The 23,934-nt window shown below is 56.1% G+C and carries 23 protein-coding genes and 3 tRNA genes; 10 read left to right on the top strand and 16 right to left on the bottom strand.

Going from position 1 to position 23,934, the window contains the following annotated elements:
• Nucleotides 1-4: 4 nt before the first annotated feature.
• On the bottom strand, nucleotides 5-1,390 hold the full coding sequence (gene radA / locus ACDO57_RS14975) for a DNA repair protein RadA (protein ID WP_014068810.1): 1,386 nt from the start codon (nucleotides 1,388-1,390) through the stop codon (nucleotides 5-7).
• Between the two features lie 74 nt (nucleotides 1,391-1,464).
• On the bottom strand, nucleotides 1,465-2,433 hold the full coding sequence (gene serB / locus ACDO57_RS14970) for a phosphoserine phosphatase (protein WP_025757501.1): 969 nt from the start codon (nucleotides 2,431-2,433) through the stop codon (nucleotides 1,465-1,467).
• A 117-nt stretch (nucleotides 2,434-2,550) separates the two neighbouring features.
• Between serB and ACDO57_RS14965 the strand changes: the two genes are divergently transcribed.
• Nucleotides 2,551-3,195 carry a YtjB family periplasmic protein gene (locus ACDO57_RS14965; protein WP_061715993.1) on the top strand — a complete coding sequence of 215 codons (645 nt, stop codon included), beginning with the start codon at nucleotides 2,551-2,553 and terminating at the stop codon, nucleotides 3,193-3,195.
• A gap of 39 nt (nucleotides 3,196-3,234) precedes the next feature.
• Nucleotides 3,235-4,251 (top strand): lipoate--protein ligase LplA, encoded by a 1,017-nt coding sequence (gene lplA, locus ACDO57_RS14960; RefSeq protein WP_061715994.1) that lies wholly within the window; start codon nucleotides 3,235-3,237, stop codon nucleotides 4,249-4,251.
• 61 nt (nucleotides 4,252-4,312) lie between these two features.
• Here lplA and deoD read toward each other — a convergent pair whose 3' ends face one another.
• The 4 genes from deoD to deoC all read right to left on the bottom strand — a co-directional run bounded on the left by deoD (nucleotide 4,313) and on the right by deoC (nucleotide 8,613).
• Nucleotides 4,313-5,035: a purine-nucleoside phosphorylase gene (deoD, locus tag ACDO57_RS14955; protein ID WP_032649888.1), complete on the bottom strand. Its 723-nt coding sequence runs from the start codon at nucleotides 5,033-5,035 to the stop codon at nucleotides 4,313-4,315.
• An 89-nt stretch (nucleotides 5,036-5,124) separates the two neighbouring features.
• Nucleotides 5,125-6,348: a phosphopentomutase gene (gene deoB / locus ACDO57_RS14950; protein ID WP_024908262.1), complete on the bottom strand. Its 1,224-nt coding sequence runs from the start codon at nucleotides 6,346-6,348 to the stop codon at nucleotides 5,125-5,127.
• 53 nt (nucleotides 6,349-6,401) lie between these two features.
• Nucleotides 6,402-7,724 carry a thymidine phosphorylase gene (gene deoA, locus ACDO57_RS14945; protein ID WP_061715995.1) on the bottom strand — a complete coding sequence of 441 codons (1,323 nt, stop codon included), beginning with the start codon at nucleotides 7,722-7,724 and terminating at the stop codon, nucleotides 6,402-6,404.
• Between the two features lie 109 nt (nucleotides 7,725-7,833).
• Complete coding sequence (deoC, locus tag ACDO57_RS14940; RefSeq protein WP_003856543.1) at nucleotides 7,834-8,613, bottom strand: deoxyribose-phosphate aldolase; 780 nt, start codon at nucleotides 8,611-8,613, stop codon at nucleotides 7,834-7,836.
• A 262-nt stretch (nucleotides 8,614-8,875) separates the two neighbouring features.
• Between deoC and ACDO57_RS14935 the strand changes: the two genes are divergently transcribed.
• Nucleotides 8,876-10,423, top strand: coding sequence for a YjjI family glycine radical enzyme (locus ACDO57_RS14935; RefSeq protein WP_061715996.1), 1,548 nt, complete (start codon nucleotides 8,876-8,878; stop codon nucleotides 10,421-10,423).
• Nucleotides 10,398-11,258, top strand: coding sequence for a YjjW family glycine radical enzyme activase (locus tag ACDO57_RS14930; RefSeq protein WP_061715997.1), 861 nt, complete (start codon nucleotides 10,398-10,400; stop codon nucleotides 11,256-11,258). The genes ACDO57_RS14935 and ACDO57_RS14930 overlap by 26 nt, the downstream gene beginning before the upstream one ends.
• On the opposite strand, the gene ACDO57_RS14925 is transcribed toward ACDO57_RS14930, so the two are convergent.
• The 8 genes from ACDO57_RS14925 to ACDO57_RS14890 form a co-directional block, all read right to left on the bottom strand.
• Nucleotides 11,253-12,035, bottom strand: a complete 783-nt coding sequence (locus tag ACDO57_RS14925; RefSeq protein ID WP_061715998.1) for a TatD family hydrolase — start codon at nucleotides 12,033-12,035, stop codon at nucleotides 11,253-11,255. The genes ACDO57_RS14930 and ACDO57_RS14925 overlap by 6 nt on opposite strands.
• Nucleotides 12,032-13,084 carry a patatin family protein gene (locus ACDO57_RS14920; RefSeq protein WP_024908268.1) on the bottom strand — a complete coding sequence of 351 codons (1,053 nt, stop codon included), beginning with the start codon at nucleotides 13,082-13,084 and terminating at the stop codon, nucleotides 12,032-12,034. Before ACDO57_RS14920 ends, ACDO57_RS14925 begins: the two co-directional genes overlap by 4 nt.
• A 120-nt stretch (nucleotides 13,085-13,204) precedes the next feature.
• Nucleotides 13,205-13,366 carry a DUF1328 domain-containing protein gene (locus tag ACDO57_RS14915; RefSeq protein WP_003856556.1) on the bottom strand — a complete coding sequence of 54 codons (162 nt, stop codon included), beginning with the start codon at nucleotides 13,364-13,366 and terminating at the stop codon, nucleotides 13,205-13,207.
• A 127-nt stretch (nucleotides 13,367-13,493) separates the two neighbouring features.
• A complete protein-coding gene (osmY, locus tag ACDO57_RS14910) occupies nucleotides 13,494-14,111 on the bottom strand; it encodes a molecular chaperone OsmY (RefSeq protein WP_008502075.1) in 618 nt (205 codons plus the stop codon).
• A 299-nt stretch (nucleotides 14,112-14,410) separates the two neighbouring features.
• Nucleotides 14,411-16,000 (bottom strand): peptide chain release factor 3, encoded by a 1,590-nt coding sequence (gene prfC / locus ACDO57_RS14905; RefSeq protein ID WP_024908269.1) that lies wholly within the window; start codon nucleotides 15,998-16,000, stop codon nucleotides 14,411-14,413.
• Between the two features lie 91 nt (nucleotides 16,001-16,091).
• Nucleotides 16,092-16,769 carry a pyrimidine 5'-nucleotidase gene (yjjG, locus tag ACDO57_RS14900; RefSeq protein WP_008502077.1) on the bottom strand — a complete coding sequence of 226 codons (678 nt, stop codon included), beginning with the start codon at nucleotides 16,767-16,769 and terminating at the stop codon, nucleotides 16,092-16,094.
• Nucleotides 16,770-16,789: 20 nt separating this feature from the next.
• The gene (gene rimI / locus ACDO57_RS14895) at nucleotides 16,790-17,233 is read right to left on the bottom strand and encodes a ribosomal protein S18-alanine N-acetyltransferase (RefSeq protein ID WP_023334424.1); all 444 of its coding nucleotides are present in this window, start codon (nucleotides 17,231-17,233) and stop codon (nucleotides 16,790-16,792) included.
• Entirely contained in the window at nucleotides 17,202-17,615 is a 414-nt protein-coding gene (locus tag ACDO57_RS14890) for a DNA polymerase III subunit psi (protein WP_061715999.1), read from the bottom strand. The genes rimI and ACDO57_RS14890 overlap by 32 nt, the downstream gene beginning before the upstream one ends.
• Before the next feature lie 102 nt (nucleotides 17,616-17,717).
• On the opposite strand from ACDO57_RS14890, the gene rsmC reads away from it, so the two are divergent.
• The 4 genes from rsmC (at nucleotide 17,718) to ACDO57_RS14870 (ending at nucleotide 19,252) form a co-directional block, all read left to right on the top strand.
• The gene (gene rsmC, locus ACDO57_RS14885; RefSeq protein WP_024908271.1) at nucleotides 17,718-18,746 is read left to right on the top strand and encodes a 16S rRNA (guanine(1207)-N(2))-methyltransferase RsmC; all 1,029 of its coding nucleotides are present in this window, start codon (nucleotides 17,718-17,720) and stop codon (nucleotides 18,744-18,746) included.
• Between the two features lie 171 nt (nucleotides 18,747-18,917).
• Nucleotides 18,918-19,004: transfer RNA gene (locus ACDO57_RS14880), tRNA-Leu, on the top strand.
• A 28-nt stretch (nucleotides 19,005-19,032) separates the two neighbouring features.
• Nucleotides 19,033-19,119, top strand: a tRNA-Leu gene (locus ACDO57_RS14875).
• 47 nt (nucleotides 19,120-19,166) lie between these two features.
• Nucleotides 19,167-19,252: transfer RNA gene (locus ACDO57_RS14870), tRNA-Leu, on the top strand.
• A gap of 38 nt (nucleotides 19,253-19,290) precedes the next feature.
• Here ACDO57_RS14870 and ACDO57_RS14865 read toward each other — a convergent pair.
• Complete coding sequence (locus ACDO57_RS14865; protein WP_032649899.1) at nucleotides 19,291-19,560, bottom strand: DUF1435 domain-containing protein; 270 nt, start codon at nucleotides 19,558-19,560, stop codon at nucleotides 19,291-19,293.
• 215 nt (nucleotides 19,561-19,775) lie between these two features.
• Here ACDO57_RS14865 and ACDO57_RS14860 point away from each other — a divergent pair, with 215 nt between their 5' ends.
• Together ACDO57_RS14860 and fhuF are read left to right on the top strand one after the other, a co-directional pair.
• Complete coding sequence (locus ACDO57_RS14860; RefSeq protein ID WP_032649902.1) at nucleotides 19,776-20,840, top strand: GGDEF domain-containing protein; 1,065 nt, start codon at nucleotides 19,776-19,778, stop codon at nucleotides 20,838-20,840.
• 95 nt (nucleotides 20,841-20,935) lie between these two features.
• Nucleotides 20,936-21,724, top strand: coding sequence for a siderophore-iron reductase FhuF (gene fhuF, locus ACDO57_RS14855; protein WP_370884204.1), 789 nt, complete (start codon nucleotides 20,936-20,938; stop codon nucleotides 21,722-21,724).
• 536 nt (nucleotides 21,725-22,260) lie between these two features.
• On the opposite strand, the gene ACDO57_RS14850 is transcribed toward fhuF, so the two are convergent.
• Nucleotides 22,261-23,607 (bottom strand): PTS sugar transporter subunit IIC, encoded by a 1,347-nt coding sequence (locus tag ACDO57_RS14850; protein ID WP_024908275.1) that lies wholly within the window; start codon nucleotides 23,605-23,607, stop codon nucleotides 22,261-22,263.
• Nucleotides 23,608-23,934: the final 327 nt, after the last annotated feature.

The raw sequence follows: 23,934 nt of genomic DNA, 5'->3' as shown, positions 1-23,934 counted from the left end.
GTAATTATAAGTCGTCAAAGACATTTAACGCATCTGCGAGTTTCTTCACGCCAAAAACCTGCATCCCTTCCGGGATTTTTTTCGGCACGTTGGCGGCGGGAACGATCGCGCGACGGAAACCGTGTTTTGCCGCCTCGGAGATACGCTCCTGGCCGCTGGGCACCGGGCGGATTTCCCCGGCCAGCCCCACTTCACCAAACACCACCAGATCCTGCGGCAGCGGTCTGTCGCGCAGGCTGGAGACCATCGCCAGCAGCAGCGCCAGGTCTGCGCTGGTCTCAGTGACTTTGACGCCGCCGACCACGTTCACGAAGACGTCCTGATCCGCCATCTGCAGCCCGCCGTGACGGTGCAGCACCGCCAGCAGGATCGCCAGACGGTTCTGTTCCAGACCGACCGCCACGCGCCGCGGGTTGCCCATCATCGACACGTCCACCAGCGCCTGAATTTCGACAAGCAGCGGGCGCGTCCCTTCCCATAGCACCATCACCGAGCTGCCGGAGGTGATCTCATCGCCACGGCTCAGGAAGATGGCCGACGGGTTGCTGACTTCGCGCAGCCCCTGCTCGGTCATGGCAAACACGCCCAGTTCGTTCACCGCCCCAAAGCGGTTTTTATGGCTGCGCAGGGTACGGAAGCGGGAGTCCGCGTCGCCGTCGAGCATCACGGAGCAGTCGATACAGTGTTCAAGCACCTTCGGCCCGGCCAGCGAGCCGTCTTTGGTCACGTGGCCGACCATCACAATCGCCACGCCGCGCGTTTTGGCAAAGCGCGTCAGGTAGGCCGCGGTTTCACGCACCTGCGCGACGCTGCCCGGCGAGGACTGGATGTCCGCCATGTGCATCACCTGGATGGAGTCGATCACCATCAGCTTCGGCTGCTCTTCTTCGGCGATCATGCAGATCTGCTCGATGCTGGTTTCCGACAGCATGTTCAGATTACCGGTCGGCAGGCCCAGACGGTGCGCGCGCATCGCCACCTGCTGCAGGGACTCTTCCCCCGTGACGTACAGGGTTTTCATCTGTTCGGCGAGCTTGCAGAGCGTTTGCAGCAGCAGGGTTGACTTGCCCGCGCCCGGGTTACCGCCGATAAGAATCGCGCTGCCCGGCACTACGCCGCCGCCGAGCACGCGGTCAAACTCTTTAAACCCGGTGGAGAAGCGCGGCAGCTCTTCGAGGCTGATGTCCGAGAGCTTCTGGACTTTCGCTACGCCCGCATTGCCCGCGTAGCCGCTCAGGCGTTCATTGCGCGCCACGCTCGGCGAAGCCGCCACACCACGCACTTCGGTGATGGTGTTCCAGGCATGGCAGGCGCTGCATTGCCCCTGCCAGCGCGGATAATCCGCACCACATTCGTTACAGACAAATGCGCGTTTTGGAGCTTTCGCCACGGTTTACCTCGTTATTTCTGTGCGGCCTGCGAGCCGGGTGGCGCTTACGCTTACCCGGCCTACAAAGCAGGCCGTTATTTCTGATTAAGGCTGCCGGAGAGAATGCAGAACACCCCCATCAGGTCAGCGTGACGGATAGTCACTTCCGTCTTTTCATTCACTTTTGGCTTGGCATGGTAGGCAATGCCCAGGCCGGCCGCTTTGATCATCGGCAGGTCGTTAGCGCCATCCCCGATCGCGACGGTCTGGACAACCGGAATTTCATATTTTTCCGCCAGACGCGTCAGCGTATTGGCTTTGTACTGGGCATCCACAATATCGCCGATCACCTGGCCGGTCAGCTTGCCGTCCATGATCTCCAGCTCGTTGGCCACCACGGTGGTCAGATGCAATTTTTCCCGCAGATAATCCGCGAAGAAGGTGAAGCCACCGGAGGCGATCGCCACTTTCCAGCCCAGCGACTGCAGCTTCAGCACCAGCTGCGTCAGCCCTGGCATCAGCGGCAGCACGTCGCGCACCTGGCGCAGAATGTTGGCATCGGCCCCTTTCAGGGTCGCCACGCGCTGTCTCAGGCTGGCGGTGAAGTCCAGCTCGCCGCGCATCGCACGCTCGGTCACTTCCGCTACCAGCTCGCCGCTGCCCGCCAGCTTTGCAATTTCGTCGATACACTCGATCTGAATGGCGGTAGAGTCCATGTCCATCACCAGCAGGCCCGGCGTTTTCAGATGCGGAATTTTACCCAGCGGCGCGACGTCCAGCCCGGCGTCATGCGCCAGACGCGTTGCGCGCTGCGTCAGAGAGCCCGCCAGGCGAATAACCTGGTAGTCTTCCACGCACCAGGCGGCGACGATGACCATCGCCGCACCCAGCTTGCTTTGATACTGGGTCAGGCGTTGCTTATCCAGACCGCGTCCGTAGAGGAGCCAGCCGCTACGACCGGCGTGGTAATCCAGAGGCATCACCTCATCGCCACTTAAAGAGAGCGGCAATCCTGGCCATAAAGAGACATCCGTTGGCAGGTCACACCAGGTAATGTTCGGCATTAAAGCTCCTGTAGTTTCGTTCGCGCCAGAAGGTTGCAGAGGGAAAATAACGCATGAGGCTACCCTGTAACCATCACTTCTGGCAACATTAAGCCGTAAATTTTCAGCAGGTGGAATATGGCTCGCGCAAAACTGAAATTCCGGCTCCATCGCGCCGTGATTGTCCTCTCCTGTCTCGCACTGTTAGTGGTGCTGATGCAAGGGGCATCCTGGTTTAGCCAGAACCATCAACGGCAACGCAACCCTCAGTTTGAAGAGCTGGCCCGCACGCTGGCACGCCAGGTGACGCTCAACGTCGCGCCGTCCATGCGGACTGAAACGCCGGACGATAAGCGGATAGGCCAGGTTTTACGCCAGCTCACGGAGAACAGCCGCATTCTTGATGCCGGCGTCTATGATGAGCAAGGCAACCTGATTGCCCGCGCGGGCGAGCACGTCGACGTGCGCGACAGGCTGGCGCTGGACGGTAAAAAAGCCGGGGGTTATTTTAACCAGCAGATCGTCGAACCTATTCAGGGAAAGAATGGTCCGCTGGGCTATCTGCGCCTGACCCTGGATACCCACACCCTGCCCACTGAAGCCAAACAGGTCGATAATACCACCAATATTCTGCGCCTGATGCTGCTGCTTTCACTCGCCATCGGCGTTGTGCTGGCACGCACCCTGCTTCGGGGCAAGCGCTCGCGCTGGCAGCAATCCCCGTTCCTGCTGACCGCCAGCAAATCCGTCCCTGAAGACGAAGAGAGCGAGAAGAAAGAATAGTGATAAAGTAGGCGAACGATTCGGAAAAGGAACTTTGCCATGACGACGTTACGCCTGCTTATCTCTGACTCTTACGATCCCTGGTTTAATCTCGCGGTAGAAGAGTGCATCTTCCGCCAGATGCCCGCCACCCAGCGCGTACTGTTTCTCTGGCGTAACGCCGATACGGTGGTCATTGGTCGTGCGCAAAACCCATGGAAAGAGTGCAACACCCGGCGTATGGAAGAGGACAACGTCCGCCTGGCGCGCCGGAGCAGCGGCGGCGGTGCGGTGTTCCACGATCTGGGCAATACCTGCTTTACCTTTATGGCAGGAAAACCGGAGTACGACAAAACCATCTCTACTTCCATTGTCCTCAATGCGCTGAATTCACTCGGCGTGAAGGCTGAAGCTTCCGGACGTAACGATCTGGTGGTCAAAACCCCCGAGGGCGACCGGAAGGTCTCCGGCTCCGCCTACCGCGAAACGATGGATCGCGGGTTCCACCACGGCACCCTGTTGCTGAATGCCGATCTGAGCCGTCTGGCGAACTACCTGAATCCGGACAAGAAAAAGCTCCAGGCTAAGGGGATTACCTCCGTGCGCGGGCGCGTGGCGAATCTGGTGGAGCTGCTGCCGGGGATTACGCACGAGCAGATTTGCGATGCGATCCGTGACGCGTTCTTTGAACATTACGGCGAGCGCGTGAAAGCCGAAGTGATCTCTCCTGACAAAACCCCGGACCTGCCCAACTTTGCGGAAACCTTCGCCCGCCAGAGCAGCTGGGAGTGGAACTTCGGCCAGGCTCCTGCGTTTTCCCATCTGCTGGATGAGCGTTTTACCTGGGGCGGCGTGGAGCTGCATTTTGACGTGGAGAAAGGCCATATCACCCGCACGCAGGTGTTTACCGATAGCCTGAATCCGGCACCGTTAGAGGCGCTGGCGGCACGTTTGCAGGGCTGTTTATACCGGGCGGATATGCTGCAGCAGGAATGCGACGCGTTGATTGGGGATTTCCCGGAGCAGGAAAAAGAGTTAAGGGATTTGTCAGCATGGATTGCGCAGGCCGTACGTTAAGTGCGGTTTGGTGCCCTCACCCCGGCCCTCTCCCACAGGGAGAGGGAGGGAAGAGACAGAATTACTCTTTATCGCCCAGCAGAACGGATTCCAGCGCGATTTTGATCATGTCGTTGAAGGTCGTCTGACGCTCAGCGGCGGTGGTCTGCTCGTGGGTACGGATATGGTCAGACACGGTGCAGATGGTGAGCGCTTTCGCACCAAACTCCGCCGCAACGCCGTAGATGCCCGCCGCTTCCATTTCCACGCCCAGGATGCCGTATTTTTCCATCACGTCGAACATCTCACCGCCGTCCGGTGCATAGAACAGGTCAGCAGAGAAGAGGTTACCCACGCGCGCGTCAACGCCCAGCGCTTTTGCCGCGTCAACCGCGTCACGTACCATGCCGAAGTCTGCAATTGCCGCGAAATCATGGTCTTTGAAACGCATGCGGTTAACTTTGGAATCGGTGCAGGCGCCCATACCAATAACGATGTCGCGCAGCTTAACGTCCATACGCACCGCGCCGCAGGAGCCAACGCGGATGATTTTCTTCACGCCGAAGTCGGTGATCAGCTCTTTGGTGTAGATAGAGCAGGATGGGATACCCATACCGTGGCCCATGACAGAGATTTTGCGGCCTTTATAGGTACCGGTGAAGCCCAGCATGCCGCGAACGTTGTTCACTTCACGCACGTCTTCCAGGAAAGTTTCTGCAATGTGCTTCGCGCGCAGCGGGTCGCCCGGCATCAATACGACGTCAGCGAAATCACCCATTTCTGCATTAATGTGAGGAGTTGCCATCTTCAGTTCCTTTTACATTGTTTATTCTTTTCACCCTCTCCCTGTGGGAGAGGGCCGGGGTGAGGGCATCAGACCGCACCCTACATGATTCAGAACATGGCCTTGCCATATTCCATGTCAGACGTACCAAAGTATTTCGCGATAGTCTGGCCGATGTCCGCGAAGGTTTCACGGTGACCGAGCGAGCCCGGCTTCACTTTCGGGCCGTACACCAGCACCGGAATGTGCTCACGGGTGTGGTCGGTACCGGTCCAGGTTGGGTCACAGCCGTGGTCCGCGGTCAGGATCAGAATGTCATCTTCACCCACCAGCTCCATCAGCTCCGGCAGACGGCGGTCGAACAGCTCAAGACCCGCAGCATAACCCGCGACGTCGCGACGGTGACCCCAGGAGGAGTCGAAGTCCACGAAGTTGGTGAAGACAATGGTCTTGTCGCCCGCTTCTTTCATCTCTTTGATGGTGGCATCGAACAGCGCATCCAGACCGGTGGCTTTGACCTTTTTGGTGATGCCGCAGTTGGCGTAGATGTCCGCGATTTTACCCACGGACACCACGTGACCGTCTTTCTCATCGACCAGCTTCTGCAACACGGTTGGCGCTGGCGGCTCAACGGCCAGGTCGTGACGGTTACCGGTACGCTGGAAGTTACCCGCTTTGTCGCCGATAAACGGACGCGCGATCACGCGGCCAATGTTGTAGCCGCCTTCGGTCAGCTCTTCGCGGGCGATTTCGCACAGCTCGTAGAGTTTATCCAGGCCGAACGTCTCTTCGTGGCAGGCAATCTGGAACACGGAGTCAGCAGAGGTGTAGAAAATCGGCTTGCCGGTTTTCATATGCTCTTCGCCGAGCTGGTCCAGAATCACGGTACCGGAAGAGTGGCAGTTACCGAGGTAGCCCGGCAGGTTGGCACGCTTCACCAGCTTATCGAGCAGCTCCTGCGGGAAGCTGTTCTCGTGATCGGAGAAGTAGCCCCAGTCGAACAGCACCGGCACACCGGCGATTTCCCAGTGGCCAGACGGAGTGTCTTTACCGGAGGAGAGCTCGTGCGCCCAGCCGTAGGCGCCCACGACTTCCGCGTTGCCGTCCATACCGGCTGCGATTTTACCGGTAGAGCCTTCATGCGCTTTTACCAGACCAAGACGGGTCAGGTTGGGTAGAGTCAGAGGGCCTTTACGACCGTTGTCCGCTTCGCCTTTCGCACAGGCTTCCGCGATGTGACCCATGGTATCGGAACCCACGTCACCAAAACGTTCTGCATCTTCGGTTGCGCCGATGCCGAATGAGTCCAGCACCATAATAAATGCACGTTTCATAATTGTTCTCCGTACGTAGTGCTTCAAAAATTATCGATCAGATCAGTATACCGCTATTCGGTGATACGGCGATAGACAGTCGGTGTGCTTTCCGGTGCTTTATCGTCAAGCGTGATGGCCGCCTTCACCGCTTTCGCCGCTTCCTGCCAGCTGGCTTCGTCTTTGGCGTGGATCACCGCCAGCGGACGTTGGCCGTCAACGCTGTCGCCCAGACGGGCCATATCGGTAAAGCCGACGCTGTAATCAATGGTGTCTGACGCCTGACGACGGCCGCCGCCCATCGAGACCACCGCCATGCCGAGGGCACGGGTGTCCATCGCAGAAACAAACCCTTCGCTATCGGCATACACCGCTTTGCTGAGCGTCGCGGTTGGCAGGTATTTCGCGTAGTTTTCGACGAAGTCGGTCGGGCCTTTTTGCGCCGCGACCATGCGGCCGAAGATCTCCGCCGCTTTGCCGTTGTCCAGCACCGCCTGCAGCTTCGCGCGGGCGTCGGCGTCGTCTTTGGCGAGCTTGCCGGAGATTAACATCTCAACGCACAGCGCCATGGTGACGTCGAACAGGCGCGGGTTACGGTATTCGCCGGTGAGGAACTGTACCGCCTCACGCACTTCGACGGCGTTACCGGCGCTGGAAGCCAGCACCTGGTTCATATCGGTGAGCAGTGCGGTGGTGCGCACGCCCGCGCCGTTGGAGACGCCAACGATCGCTTCGGCCAGCGCCTCAGAGAGTTCATAGGTTGGCATAAACGCGCCGCTGCCTACCTTCACGTCCATCACCAGCGCGTCCAACCCTTCTGCCAGCTTCTTCGCCAGGATAGAGGCGGTGATCAGCGGGATGGAGTCAACGGTCGCGGTGATATCGCGGGTCGCGTAGAAACGCTTGTCTGCCGGAGCAAGAGAGCTGGTCTGGCCGATAATCGCCACACCAACGTCTTTAATAATGTCGCGGAAGCGGTTGTCATCCGGGAAGATATCGAAGCCCGGAATGGCTTCCAGTTTGTCGAGCGTACCGCCAGTGTGGCCCAGGCCGCGTCCGGAGATCATCGGGATGTAACCGCCACAGGCTGCCACCATTGGGCCGAGCATCAGAGACGTTACGTCGCCCACGCCGCCGGTGGAGTGTTTATCCACAATCGGGCCGTTAAGGTTGAGGCTTTTCCAGTCCAGAACGGTTCCTGAATCTCGCATCGCCATGGTCAGCGACACGCGCTCAGGCATCGACATATCGTGGAAGAAAATGGTCATCGCCAGAGCCGCAATCTGCCCTTCTGAGACGGTGTTATCACGAATGCCGTTAATGAAGAAGCGGATCTCTTCGTCGCTTAATGCATGACCATCACGTTTTTTACGAATAATTTCTTGTGCGAGAAACACGGTAACCTCCATGCGGAATCGGGGGAGTTGTGGCGGGTGGCGCTACGCTTACCCGCCCTACGATCCTGTAGGCCGGATAAGCGAAGCGTCATCCGGCGTTGTCTGGCAATCAGTAGCTGCTTGCGCTCTTACCGTCGCCGTGACCCAGCGCCTTCAGCAGGCTAGCCAGCAGGCTGGACGCACCGAAACGGTAGTGACGGGAATCGGCCCAGTCGGCGCCGAACAGTTCGTCAGCAATCGCCAGGAACTGCTGCGCGTCTTCGGCGGTACGCACGCCGCCCGCAGGTTTGAAACCAACGGTTTTGGACACGCCCATGTCGCGGATCACTTCCATCATGATGCGCGCGCTTTCCGGGGTGGCGTTAACCGGCACTTTACCGGTAGAGGTTTTAATGAAATCCGCACCGGCTTTGATGGAGATTTCAGATGCCTTACGAATCAGCGCCTCTTCTTTCAGCTCGCCGGTTTCGATGATCACTTTAAGCAGCACGTTTGCCGCCGCACACGCGTCTTTACAGGCCTTCACCAGGTCAAAACCGACCTGCTCGTTGCCGGCGATCAGCGCGCGGTACGGGAACACCACGTCAACTTCGTCTGCACCGTAAGCAATCGCCGCGCGGGTTTCTGCCAGCGCAATCTCGATATCGTCGTTGCCGTGCGGGAAGTTAGTCACGGTTGCAATGCGCACGTCCGGCGTGCCCTGCTCTTTCAGCGTCTTACGGGCAATCGGGATAAAGCGCGGGTAGATACAAACGGCTGCGGTGTTACCCACTGGCGTTTTCGCCTGATGGCACAGGGCGATGACTTTCTCATTGGTGTCGTCATCGTTCAGGGTAGTCAGGTCCATCAGTTTCAACGCGCGCAGGCTGCTTGCAGTTAAATCGGTCATAACAATCTCCAACGGCAGTGCCGTATAAATTTTACCTTGCGGGTCTGTGAGTATTCTAACATCCACCCGCATCCACACTTCGACATTCATCACAGTTAATGAAAACTGCGTACAAATTTGCATTACTGTAATGAGATATTCTTCAAACTTTAGTGCGCAAATTGCCGACTAAAGCAGCAATACCCCCTGTGGGATCAAAAGCGCCAACAGGCAGGCTTTCTACAATCCGTTCATCATCCGCAGAACATTCAAGGAAGCGAATATGCCCCACTCCAGCCCCGACGCCCTGCAGCAACGTTGCCAGCAGATTGTGACAAGCCCGGTGTTATCCGCGGAACAAAAACGTCATTTTCTGGCTCTGGAAGCGGAAAACAACCTGCCGTATCCGGCACTTCCTGAAGCTGCGCGCGCCGCGCTGGACGAGGGGTTTATCTGCGACATGTTCGAAGGCCATGCGCCTTACAAACCCCGTTACGTTCTGCCGGATTACGCAAAATTTCTGGCTAACGGTTCAGAATGGCTGGAGCTGGAAGGGGCAAAAGATCTCGACGATGCCCTCTCGCTGCTAACCATCCTTTATCACCATGTTCCGTCCGTCACATCGATGCCGGTCTATCTCGGCCAGCTTGATGCGCTGCTGCAACCATATGTTAGAATTCTAACACAAGAAGAAATCAATAGCCGAATAAAACGTTTCTGGCGCTATCTTGACCGTACGCTGCCGGATGCCTTTATGCATGCCAATATCGGGCCGGAAGATACGCCCATCACCCGTGCCATTCTGCGTGCCGATGCAGAGCTGAAGCAGGTCGCGCCGAACCTGACCTTTATTTATGATCCAGAGACCACCCCGGACGATTTGCTGCTTGAGGTAGCAAAAAACATATGTGAATGCAGTAAACCGCACATTTCTAATGGCCCGGTGAATGATAAAATTTTCACAAAAGGTCGTTATGGCGTGGTGAGCTGTTACAACTCCCTGCCTCTGGCTGGCGGCGGCAGCACCCTGGTGCGCCTTAACCTCAAAGCCATTGCTGAATGCAGCACGTCCATTGAAGACTTCTTCACCCGCACGCTCCCGCACTATTGCCAGCAGCAAATGGCCATCATCGATGCACGCTGTGGTTTCCTGTACGAGCAATCTGGCTTCTTTGAGAATAGCTTCCTGGTAAAAGAGGGGCTGATTGATGCCGATCGGTTTGTGCCGATGTTTGGCATGTACGGACTGGCGGAAGCGGTAAACGTGCTCTGTGAGAAAGCTGGCATCGCGGGACGTTACGGCAAAGATGAGCAGGCCAACGCGCTGGGCTATCGCATCAGCGAACAGCTTGCGGCGTTTGTCGAAAACACGCCGGTGAAGCACGGCTGGAAGCAGCGCGCGATGCTTCACGCGCAGTCGGGGATCAGCTCCGACTCCGGCACCACGCCGGGCGCGCGCCTGCCCTACGGCGACGAGCCAGATCCCATCAGCCACCTGCTGGCGGTAGCTCCCCATCACAAGCACTACTCTTCCGGGATAAGCGATATCCTGACGCTGGATGAGACGGTAAAACGCAACCCGCAGGCGGTGGTTCAGCTGTGCCTGGGCGCGTTCAGGGCGGGTATGCGCGAGTTTACCGCCAACGTGGCGGGTAACGATCTGGTGCGCGTCACCGGGTATATGGTGCGGCTATCGGATCTGGAGAAATACCGGGAAGCAGGGTCGAGAACGAACACCACGTGGCTGGGGGAAGAAGCCGCACGCAATACCCGCATTCTGAAACGTCAGTCGCGCGTGATTAGCCATGAACAGCAGATGCGCTTTAGTTAGTCAGGTCATTCCTTTTTCCTGCGTGGACGGGCCGGGCAGCCGCCTGGCACTGTTCCTGCAGGGCTGTAACCTGCGCTGTAAAACCTGCCACAACCCGTGGACGATTGGCCGCTGCAACGACTGCGGGGACTGTGTGCCCCACTGTCCGCACGATGCGCTGACCATTCAGGCCGGGCGCGTCTGGTGGCAGGAGAGCGACTGCCAGCAGTGCGACACCTGTCTGCACCTGTGTCAGCAGCAGGCAACGCCTATGGCGCACCGCTTCAGCGTGGAAGAGATCCTCGCCCAGGTCCGCAAATCCGCACCGTTTATCGAAGGGATCACCGTCAGCGGCGGTGAAGCCACAACGCAATTACCGTTTTTAGTGACGCTGTTCACCGCGATCAAAGCCGATCCCGCCCTGAATCATCTGACCTGCCTGGTCGACAGCAACGGTTTGTTAAGCGAAACCGGCTGGCAAAAGCTGCTGCCGGTACTGGATGGCGCGATGCTGGACCTGAAAGCATGGGGGAACGAACACCACCGCTTCCTGACCGGACGCGACAATCAGCAGATCAAGCAGAGTATCCGCTGGCTGGCAGAACGCCACCGTTTGACGGAGCTCCGCCTGCTGGTGATTCCGGGGCAGTGTGATTACCTGGAACATCTGAAGCCGCTGACGGCGTTTATCCACGGGCTGGGAAACGTGCCGGTACGCCTTAACGCGTTTCATGCGCATGGCGTGTACGGTGAGGCGGCGTCGTGGCGCAGCGCCACGCCGGAAGACGTTGAACCGCTTGCGCGGGCGCTGGAAAAACAGAGGATAACGGTGATCCGCCCGGCGCTTTATCTATAGCGTGATGCCAAATACCGAACGCGTATTTTCCAGCAGCGCATCGGCAATCACCTCTTCCGGCTCCTGTCGCAGTTCACACAGGGTGGTGAACACGCGCGCCGCCTGTTCCGGGCGATTCGGCTGTCCCTGAAAACCGTTCAGCGGCATATCCGGCGCATCGGTTTCCAGCAGAAGCGCCGACAGCGGCAGCTGTGCCATCACGTCACGGGTTTTACTGGCACGCGGATAGGTGATGGTGCCACCCACTCCAATTTTATAGCCCAGCTCAATAAAACGCTGCGCCTGCTGCAGGCTGCCGGAGAAACCGTGCACGACGCCCCTGCGCGGCAGATCGATGCGTTTCAGGTGCATCGCCAGCTTATCGTGCGTGCGTCTTGAATGGAGGATCACCGGCAGATCGTGACGCTTCGCCAGCCTGAGCTGCGCGTCGAGGATCGTCTGCTGGCGCTCAAACTGCGGGTTCTCGCGATAAAGATCGAGGCCGATCTCCCCGATGGCGACAAGCTTGTCGCCTGCGGTCTGCACTATCTCATCAAGTCTCTCTATGTGCTCATCACGATGCCGCTCAATCACGATCGGATGCAGGCCGAGCGCCGCATAGAGCGCGGGGTGCCGTGCAGAAAGATCCAGCACGCGGGAAAAGTACGCCGCTTCCACTGACGGCACAATGATGGCCTGAACGCCTGCGTCAGCGGCTTTCGCAATGCTTTGCGCTTCCTCCCCCGTAAACGGCGGGCAATCAAAGTGGCAGTGGGTATCGACAAAGCGGTGCGTCACGCCAGATCCTCGTTATCCAGTAAAGCGTCATTCGCCTGCGGAATATCCACCAGCGGCATCGTCAGGGCATCGTTAGCGACAATCGCAGGCGGCGTAATAATGCGTTTATGGCGATGAAGCGGCGGTTGCTCCGCCAGCATTTTCCCCACCGTTGCCAGGAAGTAGCGCCCGCACAGCCGTCCCGTTTTGTAATCCATGCGCAGCGCAGGGACGCGGCTGCCCAGGGCCATGCTCAGCAGCGGCTTAGGCGGATAGATTTCAAAAATACGCAGCTTACCCGGCGGTTTTTCAATGAAGCGCTGCATCGCGCCGTAGGTGGTTTCATGCTGCTTCGCGATGTTCACCAGCGGCTGCAGGCTGCTGTCGCCCAACCAGCGCTCCATCCGTTTAAACCACTGCGGCGTGTAATACATTTGCGACGGTACGGTACGGATCACCACAATGGTTTTCGCCCCGCGACGGGCGGCTTCCTGCACCGGTACCGCGTCACTGATCCCCCCGTCCAGATAGCTAATGCCGTCCAGCAGCGCACCGGTACGATAAAAACCGGGGATCGCGCTGGAGGCACGGATGATGTCCAGCCAGTTCTCTTTCTGAGGCGAAAAATAGCCCGGCGAATAGTCATCCCCCCGGCTGGCGCACATCCAGAATTCTTTGCCGCTATCAAACAGACGGGCCGCGGTGTCCATGGCCAGCGGCATCTGGCTGGAGGTCGACTCCAGCAGCCAGTCGAGATCGATCAGGTTACCGCCGCGCACAAAGCGCACCGGATTAAAAAACTCTTTCGCTGTGGTATAGCGCATGATGACCTTTCGCGCGTAGCCGGGCTGGTTGCAGACATAGGCAGAAAGGTTCTGCGCCCCGGCAGACGTGCCGAAGTAGAGGTCAAACGGGTTGAACTGCGCGCGCATAAATTCGTCCAGCACGCCGGCGGTGAAAATGCCGCGCTGTCCTCCACCTTCGCAGACCAGCGCGAGTTGACCTGCGCGAAACGGTTTTAACGTCAGCGGCGCAATATTGCCGAGCGTAACGGGAATTCGTTGCCCCACCTCTGCTTTCCTGTTTTGATTATTTTATAACACCACAGTAACGCACCCGACCTGTTACGCAAATAAGAAAAAGCCAGTCACTGCGACTGGCTTTTTTTTGTTGAAGGAATATTGCGTTTGCTACGGACGTCTACGACCCGTAAACAGGCTGACCAGGAACAGAATAATACCCACAACGAAGACAATTTTAGCTGCCCATGCCGCTGTACCTGCCAGTCCACCAAAGCCCAATGCGGCGGCAATTAACGCGATAACCAGAAATATAATGCCCCAACGAAACATAAGCTTCTCCTTTACCATAGTTAATGTCGGCCGCTAAACGTGAGCGCTCAGGTCACTCACCGGCGTTTTTCCAGAGTCGTTCTTATATCGCCCGCAGGTGTTAGCCAGGCGGGCGAATGGTCCAGATTTACTTCGTTTTCAGATCGTTTTTAACGCTTTTCACACCATCAATCGCTTTCGCAATGGACTCGGCACGTTCACTTTGCGCCTGCGAATCTACCGTACCGGAAAGCTGAACCACACCATCGGTGGTTTCTACTTTCACCTTACGGGACGGCACGATGTCATCTGCTAAAAGTTTAGCTTTGATTTCACTGGTGGTGGCGGCATCACCGGCGTAACCTTTCACCGACGCGTTTTTGCCGTCACGGACGTGCAGTTTATCGCTGACGGAGGCAACACCTTCGACGCCTTTCGCCACTTTCACCGCCTGTTCTGCCTGAGCCTGGCTTTCAACAAAGCCGCTCAGCGTGACCACTTTCTTGTCGGTCTTAACGGAAATATCGGTGCTCTTAATGGCTTCATCATCCACCAGTGCGGCTTTCACTTTTGCTGTGATTGAGCTGTCATCCATGAAGTTGCCGACTTTATTCATAGAGCTATCGATTTTTTGCCCTGCGCTATCGGCCGTGGATTGTGCTTTATCCATGGTGCTGCTTTCCGCGAGGGCGGAGCCGCTCACCAGAACGCTACCCAGGGTTACAGCCAGCAGAGTTTTAGAAATCTTCAGTCTTGTCATATTCATCGATCTATTCCTGTGTTGACCCGTTATTCGGGCTACGCACTTCCTTAGTAGTGATATATATTGCGAATAAACACACGGGCAAAATGGATAACCTAAAGTCATGCATTGAACAGTTAATTTATCCACGCCCGGTGTTAAACACTGAGTTAAATATAGATCACTCTCACAGAGCCGCTTTCAGAATTGGGTAAAAAACGCGCGAATAGCGTGAAATTGCGTTGAATTAAGAACATTCCGCAAGGGATTAATAAGACAGGAATTAAAGAAGAGCACGGCGGCAGCCGTGCTCTGAGAGGGGATTAGTGCTCGCGGGTTTTACGGAACTGAACGTCGGGATAACGTTCCTGCGTCAGGTTCAGGTTCACCATGGTTGGCGCGATATAGGTCAGGTTATCGCCACCATCCAGCGCCAGCTGAACTTCATTCTTACGCTTAAACTCTTCGAATTTCTTCACGTCAGAACACTCAACCCAGCGCGCGGTCGCGACGTTCACCGACTCGTAAATCGCTTCCACGTTGTATTCGCTCTTCAGACGCGCGACAACCACGTCAAACTGCAGCACGCCGACCGCGCCAACGATCAGATCGTTGTTCGCGATTGGGCGGAAGACCTGCACGGCGCCCTCCTCGGAGAGCTGCACCAGGCCTTTCAGCAGCTGTTTCTGCTTCAGCGGATCGCGCAGACGGATACGACGGAACAGCTCCGGCGCAAAGTTCGGAATGCCGGTGAACTTCATCATTTCGCCCTGGGTGAAGGTATCGCCGATCTGAATAGTGCCATGGTTGTGCAGACCGATGATGTCACCCGGATAGGCTTCTTCAACGTGCGAACGGTCACCCGCCATAAAGGTCAGGGCGTCGGAGATCACCACATCTTTCCCGGTACGCACCTGGCGCAGCTTCATGCCCTTTTCATACTTACCGGACACCACGCGCATAAAGGCCACGCGGTCGCGGTGTTTCGGGTCCATGTTGGCCTGAATTTTGAACACGAAGCCGGTGAATTTCTCTTCCTGCGCTTCCACTTCACGGGTATCGGTTTTACGCGGCATCGGACGCGGCGCCCACTCCACCAGACCGTCCAGCATGTGGTCAACGCCGAAGTTACCCAGTGCGGTACCGAAGAAGACCGGAGTGATTTCACCGCTCAGGAACAGCTCTTTGTCGAACTCGTGAGACGCGCCCTTCACCAGCTCCAGCTCGTCGCGCAGCTGCGCGGCCAGCTCTTCGCCAACCGCCGCGTCCAGATCCGGGTTGTCCAGACCTTTCACGATGCGCACTTCCTGAATGGTGTGGCCTTTACCGGTCTGATACAGGTAAGTTTCGTCTTTATAGAGGTGATAAACCCCTTTGAACAGCTTACCGCAGCCGATTGGCCAGGTGATTGGCGCACAGGCGATCTTCAGCTCGTTTTCCACTTCATCCATCACTTCCATCGGATCGCGGATGTCACGGTCGAGTTTGTTCATAAAGGTGAGGATCGGCGTATCGCGCAGACGGGTGACTTCCATCAGCTTACGGGTACGGTCTTCTACACCTTTCGCGGCGTCGATCACCATCAGACAGCAGTCCACCGCCGTCAGGGTACGGTAGGTATCTTCGGAGAAGTCTTCGTGACCCGGGGTGTCCAGCAGGTTCACCAGGCAGTCGTGATACGGGAACTGCATCACGGAGGTGGTAATCGAAATACCACGCTGCTTTTCCATCTCCATCCAGTCAGATTTTGCATGCTGGCTGGAGCCACGGCCTTTAACGGTACCCGCAGTCTGGATCGCCTGTCCGAACAGCAACACCTTCTCAGTGATGGTCGTTTTACCGGCATCCGGGTGCGAGATAATGGCAAAAGTGCGGCGCTTGGCCACCTCTTGCAGATAAGGAGACAACGTCATAATTAAATCTTCTTTTATAAGCGCGGCAGCACGCCACGCATCATGGAATACAAAATTGCGGCTATTTTACCCATCAACGGGGGGCAGGCAATCATTGTTTACACAGGAGTTGCTCCAGTTCGTTCAACGACGTCACGGTCCAGGTCGGCTCGATGCCTTCAGGCTTAACGCGGCCATGCGCGTTGAGCCAGACGGTCGACAAACCGGCCTTCATGCCGCCCAGAATATCTGACTCTGCCGTATCCCCCACCATCAGGACGCGATCGCGGTCGGGATTACCGGCCTGCGCCAGCGCATAATCGAAAATTCGCGGATCCGGTTTAGGTACACCCACCTCTTCCGAGATCACCAGCGCGTCGAAATGATCGCGCAGGCCGGTGCGCTCGAGGCGGATCTGCTGCAGGGCGGTAAAGCCGTTGGTGATGATCCCCAGTTTCACCTTGCCTTTCAACGCGTTCAGCAGGGAAACCGCGCCCGGCAGTGGCGCGCAGATATCCGCCATCGCGTTCAGAAACGCCTCGTTCAGCGTCCCCGGACTGACCTTTAAACGTTCCGCCCAGACGTCAAAGCGCTGGTGCTGAAGCTGTAACGCGGTGATGGCACCGTTCTGGTAATCCACCCACAGCGGTTTGTTGACCGCCTGATAGTCCTGAAAATCTTCAGCGGTGAAGGTTACGCTATAGTCGAGAAACATCCGCTGCAGGCCGCCGAACGAGTCGAACGTAAACAGCGTTTCGTCGGCATCAAAGAAAATCCAGTCCCATTTCATCGTTACAACCTTATTTTTTATTATCCAATCGGCAGAGCCATTATGATGGCGTCTTCACGTCCCTCTGCGGTGGGGTAGTAGTTACGGCGGATTGTCGCCTCGTTAAAGCCTAAGCTTTCATAGAGCGCGATGGCGGCGACATTCGACGCGCGCACCTCCAGCCACAGGGTGAAAACGTCACGGGTTTCGAGCTCACGGATGAGGTGCTCAAGCAGTTCTCTTCCCAGCCCACGGCGCTGAAACGCGGGATCAACCGCGATATTAAACAGCGTCGCCTCATCAAGAACAACCTGCGTGATCGCGAAAGCGGCCATGGTGCCGTCAACGTCCAGGCGGTAGTTCAGATACCGTTCGCCCTGATTGCTGGCGAAGGTTTTTTCGCTCCACGGAAACGCGTGGGCGCGTGTTTCAATCGCAAACGCTGTGGTCAGGTCAGGCGTCGTGAGGGAAGAAATCGTGTTCATATTCGCAGATTTGTTGCCATAGCGCGCTGCGCGCTTTTGGGTTGGCTTTCAGTTCGTCCAGCGCTGGCGAGCAGATCTGGCTCCCCTGGAGGGAGATCTCATTTGTCTCTCCGATACGCCAGCTGTTACAGCGGCTATCAGGAGGCAGCATCGCGACACGCTCTGGCGTCAGCGGTAAAACCTGGTCGGCCGTCAGCTTCAGGCTGCGAAGGACATCATCGATCAGGGGTTCATTCAGGGCAGGCAGTTCTTCCGCCACCATCACCAGGCGAACGTGCGCCGGGATGGAGATGGCGATTTCGCCCTGCAACGCCGTCGGGCGACGCAAAGCCCACTGGGTAATGCCCAGCTGCTGCAACTGCCAGTCTCGTCGGGATGTCATAGGGAAAACTCCTGTCTCTCAGGCGCGCAAATATAGCAAATGTGTCGAAAGTGCGCCATCTACCTACTATAATCCCCGCCTGAGTTTATTGAGGAACAATTCATGTCTGCATTTACCCCGGCAAGTGAAGTCTTGCTGCGTCACAGTGATGATTTCGAAGAAAGCCGTATTCTGTTTGCCGGAGATATGCAGGATGACCTGCCCGCGCGTTTCGACTGTGCTGAAAGCCGTGCCCACACCCAATATTACCACCACTGGCAGGTGCTGAGCCGTCAGATGGGCGAGCGCGCGCGCTTTAGCCTGGTGGCGGAGCAGAGCGATATCGCCGACTGCGATACGCTGATTTACTACTGGCCGAAGAATAAACCGGAAGCCCAGTTCCAGCTGATGAACCTGCTCTCCCTGCTTCCGGTCGGCTGCGATATTTTCGTGGTAGGAGAGAACCGCAGCGGCGTGCGTAGCGCTGAACAGATGCTGGAAGACTACGCGCCGCTGAATAAAGTCGACAGCGCTCGCCGCTGTGGTCTGTACCACGGACGACTGGAAAAACAGACAACGTTTGATGCGCAGGCTTACTGGGATGAATACCAGCTTGACGGCCTGACCATCAAAACCCTGCCGGGCGTGTTCAGCCGTGACGCGCTGGATACGGGCAGCAAGCTGCTGCTCTCCACTCTGACGCCGCACACCAAAGGCAAAGTGCTGGACGTAGGCTGCGGCGCGGGCGTGCTCTCTACCGTGCTCGCCAGCCATTCGCCAAAGGTGCGCTTAACCCTGTGTGACGTGAGCGCCCCGGCGGTTGAAGCCAGCCGCGCAACGCTTGCCGCAAACGGCATTGAAGGCGAGGTGATTGCCAGCAACGTCTTCTCTGACGTCACCGGTCGCTTCGACATGATCATCTCTAACCCGCCGTTCCACGACGGTATGGAAACCAGCCTTGAAGCGGCACAAACGCTGATCCGTGGCGCAACCCGTCACCTTAACAGCGGCGGCGAGCTGCGTATCGTTGCGAACGCCTTCCTGGCGTACCCGAAAGTGCTGGACGAAACCTTTGGCTTCCACGAAGTGATCGCCCAGACCGGCCGCTTTAAGGTCTATCGTACCGTGATGACGCGCCAGGCCAAAAAGTAATCTCACTCCTGCAGGCCGGATAAGCGCAATCACTATCCGGCAAGCAGGCGTCTCAGTTCCGGCCATTTTTGCAGCAATCAATAAAAGGTGCGCACTTTTCAGTTGACGTAAAGCTGAAAACATCTAGAATGCGCCTCCGTGGTTACGATACTTTTACAGTATCGATGGTATGCGAAGGTGGCGGAATTGGTAGACGCGCTAGCTTCAGGTGTTAGTGTCCTTACGGATGTGGGGGTTCGAGTCCCCCCCCTCGCACCATAAATCACGATGATATTGCTCGCACTGGGCGAAGGTGGCGGAATTGGTAGACGCGCTAGCTTCAGGTGTTAGTGTCCTTACGGATGTGGGGGTTCGAGTCCCCCCCCTCGCACCAACGAGGCGATATCAACATAGTAATGATGTAAATAGTAAGATGACTGTGCGAAGGTGGCGGAATTGGTAGACGCGCTAGCTTCAGGTGTTAGTGTCCTTAGGATGTGGGGGTTCGAGTCCCCCCCCTCGCACCAATTATCTTACAACCCCTCTGAATATCTTCTTTTCCCTGTTATTTCAAACTCATCAGTATCACCAGAATTCCACTGACCAGTGCTACGCAGGATGGCAGTAAAACAAAGTGACGTAGTTGCTTATGCCAGATCATGCCTGACGTGACTAACAGTCCTGACACAATGATGGCTTTCCAGGTATCGAGAGAGAGATCGGCAAACGTCAAACCGCCGAGAATGGCTCCCGGTAGCAATACCCCCCAACAACTTCCCAGCGCCCTGTTCAACATGATCTGCCCTCTCACAACGATAATGATAACCAATATCATATGACAGGAATTATCATTTGTCAGCTGAATGAATCAAAATCCATCGACCTTTACCTTTCCCGTAATGACAGGAATTGCCTAAGGTGATAAATTGCGCACCTGTTAACAACGTCTAAAGATTTTCTGATAATTACTCTTTGAGCTTTTTGCATATTTAATTGCGAAACGACATCTATTTATTTGTTTTAATTAAATTTTAATAAAAATACACGACTATGACATCACAATCCTGGCGGTCTTTGGTTCACAGAAAATATCAATTATCGTTACGTTTATTTTTATTTCTGAACGCAACATCGGCAGTGTTCTCGGTAACAAACCCGCTCAATTCTGTACGACTGTTTTCCGCCCCTCTGATTGCTATATTCTCCATCAGTACCGGCCTGTTCGTCTGGCACTGGAGAAAGCGCGCGCGGAAGATAAATATTCCTGTCGTTTCAGGGATCTTCGGTATTTTGTGGGCCTGGCAAATTGTCTCCAAATTCGCCTTAATTACCCACGATCATGCGACGTATTTGTTAATCGCCCTTTTAACGGTGCTTTTTATCGGCACGCTGGCGTTCGCCAGTAATATCAAAGCCTTTACGCTGCATTCACTGCCCACCTTTATTGTCTGCCTGTGGTTAAGCGATCACGATATATGGCTGCGAATGACCTATTCTTTCGCACTTCCTGTGGTGGCAATTGCTATTCATAACATTTTGCAAAGACGCAACGACCGTTTTGCTCAGGAGCTCCTTTCTCGCCTTCTGGAGGAACGGGAAACCCTTACCGATCTCAGCATGATGGACCCGCTTACCGGGCTCTATAATCGTCGCGGTCTGCAAAGCCGTCTGGAGAATTTGCCCACGGTAGAGAATGGTGAGCACTTTGTCCTGCTGATGGATATCGACCACTTCAAAGCCTATAACGACCATTACGGCCATATGATGGGCGACCAGGCGCTGAAGCGCGTCTCTGCGGCAATCCGCGATGCCGTGCGTTCTCGCGATATTGTGGCGCGTTTTGGTGGGGAAGAGTTTATGGTGCTGCTGACCAACATCTCACTCGAACATGCTCGTCAGACGGCCGAGCGGATCCGTCAGAAAGTTTACGATTTGAAAATTCCGCATCTGTTTAACGAAAGCGTCGCGACAAACGTCACCATCAGCATTGGTATTGCCATTTTCGAGGATGAAGACGTGGAAGGCGCGCTGGAAAAAGCGGACAAAGCCCTCTACGAAGCAAAGCATATGGGGCGCAACAACATTCTGTTGAGTGAAGAGATTCAGACGGCGTAAACATCACGGCGATGTCACCAGGACAAAAGTCTTGCCATTGGTATGAGCAATAGTTAGGATTGGCAATCATTATCATTTAGATTTCTATCTATACTATGGCCACGCATACCGCACACATCGTCGAACCCCTCCTCTGGCGAGCGCCCCTCACCAGCGGGAATGCTTCGCTTGCGGATGCCATACGGGATAAGATTGCGGAAACGCGCGCCCACCTGCTGGACTTTATCCGGCTTGATGAAGCCCCCCCGAACCACGCCATGACGCTCTCAGAGTGGTGCCAACCGGCAAAACTGCAATCGCTGCTGGCCACCTATTCCGACCATATCTATCGCAATCAGCCCACCCTTACGCGGGAAAATAAACCCCTGCTCTCACTCTGGGCACAGTGGTATATCGGGCTGATGGTGCCTCCCCTCATGCTGGCGCTGTTAACGCAGAAGAGCATGCTGGAACTCTCGCCGGATAATTTCCACGTCGAGTTTCACGAAACCGGGCGTGCAGCCTGCTTCTGGATTGATCTACATGAAGACCAGAATGCGGAACGCCTGACGGCTCAGGAGCGTATGGAACAGCTGGTCACTCAGGCCCTGATCCCGGTGGTGGAAGCGCTTGAAGCGACAGGAGAGATTAACGGGAAGCTTATCTGGAGCAATACGGGCTATTTAATCCACTGGTATTTAACGGAAATGAAGCCGCTTCTCGGTGATGAGAACGTTGACGCCCTGCGTCAGTCCTGTTTCTTTGCAAAACAGCTTTCCGATGGCCGTGACAACCCGTTGTTCCGAACCGTCGTGCTCCGTGATGGACTTCTGGTTCGTCGCACCTGCTGCCAGCGCTATCGCCTGCCGGACGTTAAGCAATGCGGGGATTGCACGCTGAAGTAGAGCAGTGAATTGCCCGGCCTGATGCCCTCGCCCTGACCCTCTCCCATAGGACTGAGGAATCCCCAGTAATTTTTTACCTGAAGCGATGAACGTTGCTTCAAAAAAATTAATAACTTACAGCGACGCCCTGGTCCGGCTGTAAATCGCCGAAGCGTTTCCGTAAGGCCGGGGCGAGGCGCAGGGATGCGCCGAGAGGGCGTGGCCTGCAGGGATGCAGGCTCATGCCCGACCCGATAGCCTGAAGGAATAAGCTGAGGGTACCGCGAAGCGGCGATTTACCGCCGGGAGCCCGGGTCGCCAGGGCGGCGGCGATTGAGCCGCCATGGCACGTTCACCGGTCATGTCCTTACAGAGTAGCAAGAAACATAAAGTGAACGGAATGACCACCACAGCCGTATGTTCCCCCTCACCCCAGCCCTCTCCCTCAAGGGAGAGGGGGTCGTCCGTGCAGGCATTATTTTATGGGGATTCCTCAGCCCACGGGGAGAGGGAACAAACACTAAAAACGGCAACCTGCGTTGCCGTTTTGCTTTTACCTAAGCCACCTGCTGATTGTCCTCTTCAGCATTACGCTGCGCTTCTTCCGCTTCCTGCTCCAGCAGCTGCTTCTCATACACTTTGAAGAACGGGAAGTAGATGATCGCCGATACGCAGGCCAGAACCACAACCAGAATCGCGGCGCGGAAGTCCCAGCCCAGAGCCCACGCTGCGCCTATCGGCGCCGGTGCCGTCCAGGGAACGACCGAGATGACGCGCCCAATCAAATCAAACGTCATCGCCGCCCACGCCAGCACGGCGTTAACCATCGGTGCCAGCAGGAACGGAATAAAGAACACCGGGTTCATCACGATTGGTGTACCGAAAATGACAGGTTCGTTGATGTTAAAGAAGCTGGGCACCACGCTCAAACGCCCGATAGAGCGTAAATGCGCTGAACGGCTACGCAGATAGCAAATCACCAGCCCCATCGTGGCTCCCGACCCGCCAATCACGATAAAGAACGTCCAGAACGCCTCCATGAAGATATGCGGCAGAGGCTGGCTGGCGGCCAGCGCGGTCTGGTTAGCGCCCAGGTTAGTCAGCCAGAACATCTGCAACATCCCGGAGACGATGGCGGCGCCGTGGATCCCGGCAAACCACAGCAGATGACCAATCAACACCGCCAGCAGGATCGCAGGCAGTGAATCCGCCGCGGAAACCAGCGGTTTAAAGACCGACATAATGGCCTGCGGGATCAGCATGCCAAACTGAGACTGAATGACCAGGCTCAGAGGATAGAGCGTTAACACCACCACCAGCACCGGGATCAGCAGATCAAAAGAGTTTTTGATCATCGGAGGAACCTGGTCTGGCAGGCGAATACCGATGTTATGCGCCTTGAGGAAACGCATCATCTCAACGCAGTAAATCGCCACCAGAATCGCGGTAAAAATCCCCGTTCCCCCCAGACTGTCGACAGGAAGCGTGCCTTTGGTTTTCGGTGCCGCGACCAGCAGAAACGCCATCAGCGACAGCATGGCGCACATGAACGGGTCTAACTGGTGCGATTTGACATAGTGTTTGCCAAGGTTATAGGCAATGGCCGCACAGATATAAATGGACATAATGCCCATCGTCATATCAAACGGCGTCAGGATTTGGCCTTCAAACTGCTTCGCCATATCCAGCCAGGCGCGGGCGAAACCCCACGTGGTATCAGGCGAAAAAGGTGGGTAAGCGAACACTAACAAAAATGAACCCACAATCATAAATGGCATCGCGGAGATAAACCCATCACGAATAGCCATGACATGACGCTGGGAAGAGATCCGCCCGGCAATCGGGCTCACGTAATTTTCAACGAAACGGAATATCAGGTTAAACGCAGCATGGTTGGCAGACATGGCAGATCTCCTGTCAGACGTTTATTACGGGCACTTTCGCGCCGCACGTTGTTCCATAAATCAGCTTCACAACCTTGCTGGCTTGTGTACCAGTGGTACTGCTCAGACGAAATGGTTTCATATTTGGCTCTTATTATTGGATACAGGGGACGTTACGTACTCAGTATTAATCGACGCATCACGCTCTGCAACCGGTTACTGTAACCGGTTTCTGTGAATGTGAAGAGGATCCAGAAATCAGCCGTTCGGGATATTTGTTACTTAAGAGATATTTACAGAGCATAAATTCTTATGACAGATTACGCAGGATATTTGTCAGGAGGAAAC

Source organism: Enterobacter cloacae complex sp. 2015409 (assembly GCF_041365315.1).
GTDB classification, from domain to species: domain Bacteria; phylum Pseudomonadota; class Gammaproteobacteria; order Enterobacterales; family Enterobacteriaceae; genus Enterobacter; species Enterobacter pseudoroggenkampii.
The sequence above is the reverse complement of the archived record's forward strand: the minus strand, read 5'-3'. Positions and strand labels throughout refer to the sequence as shown.

Coding starts and splice junctions, on each gene's coding strand:
- serB (WP_025757501.1), bottom strand. CDS start 2,433: ATGCCGAACATTACCTGGTGTGACCTGCCAACGGATGTCTCTTTATGG.
- ACDO57_RS14965 (WP_061715993.1), top strand. CDS start 2,551: ATGGCTCGCGCAAAACTGAAATTCCGGCTCCATCGCGCCGTGATTGTC.
- lplA (WP_061715994.1), top strand. CDS start 3,235: ATGACGACGTTACGCCTGCTTATCTCTGACTCTTACGATCCCTGGTTT.
- deoD (WP_032649888.1), bottom strand. CDS start 5,035: ATGGCAACTCCTCACATTAATGCAGAAATGGGTGATTTCGCTGACGTC.
- deoB (WP_024908262.1), bottom strand. CDS start 6,348: ATGAAACGTGCATTTATTATGGTGCTGGACTCATTCGGCATCGGCGCA.
- deoC (WP_003856543.1), bottom strand. CDS start 8,613: ATGACCGATTTAACTGCAAGCAGCCTGCGCGCGTTGAAACTGATGGAC.
- ACDO57_RS14935 (WP_061715996.1), top strand. CDS start 8,876: ATGCCCCACTCCAGCCCCGACGCCCTGCAGCAACGTTGCCAGCAGATT.
- ACDO57_RS14930 (WP_061715997.1), top strand. CDS start 10,398: ATGAACAGCAGATGCGCTTTAGTTAGTCAGGTCATTCCTTTTTCCTGC.
- ACDO57_RS14915 (WP_003856556.1), bottom strand. CDS start 13,366: ATGTTTCGTTGGGGCATTATATTTCTGGTTATCGCGTTAATTGCCGCC.
- osmY (WP_008502075.1), bottom strand. CDS start 14,111: ATGAATATGACAAGACTGAAGATTTCTAAAACTCTGCTGGCTGTAACC.
- prfC (WP_024908269.1), bottom strand. CDS start 16,000: ATGACGTTGTCTCCTTATCTGCAAGAGGTGGCCAAGCGCCGCACTTTT.
- yjjG (WP_008502077.1), bottom strand. CDS start 16,769: ATGAAATGGGACTGGATTTTCTTTGATGCCGACGAAACGCTGTTTACG.
- rimI (WP_023334424.1), bottom strand. CDS start 17,233: ATGAACACGATTTCTTCCCTCACGACGCCTGACCTGACCACAGCGTTT.
- ACDO57_RS14890 (WP_061715999.1), bottom strand. CDS start 17,615: ATGACATCCCGACGAGACTGGCAGTTGCAGCAGCTGGGCATTACCCAG.
- rsmC (WP_024908271.1), top strand. CDS start 17,718: ATGTCTGCATTTACCCCGGCAAGTGAAGTCTTGCTGCGTCACAGTGAT.
- ACDO57_RS14865 (WP_032649899.1), bottom strand. CDS start 19,560: ATGATATTGGTTATCATTATCGTTGTGAGAGGGCAGATCATGTTGAAC.
- ACDO57_RS14860 (WP_032649902.1), top strand. CDS start 19,776: ATGACATCACAATCCTGGCGGTCTTTGGTTCACAGAAAATATCAATTA.
- fhuF (WP_370884204.1), top strand. CDS start 20,936: ATGGCCACGCATACCGCACACATCGTCGAACCCCTCCTCTGGCGAGCG.
- ACDO57_RS14850 (WP_024908275.1), bottom strand. CDS start 23,607: ATGTCTGCCAACCATGCTGCGTTTAACCTGATATTCCGTTTCGTTGAA.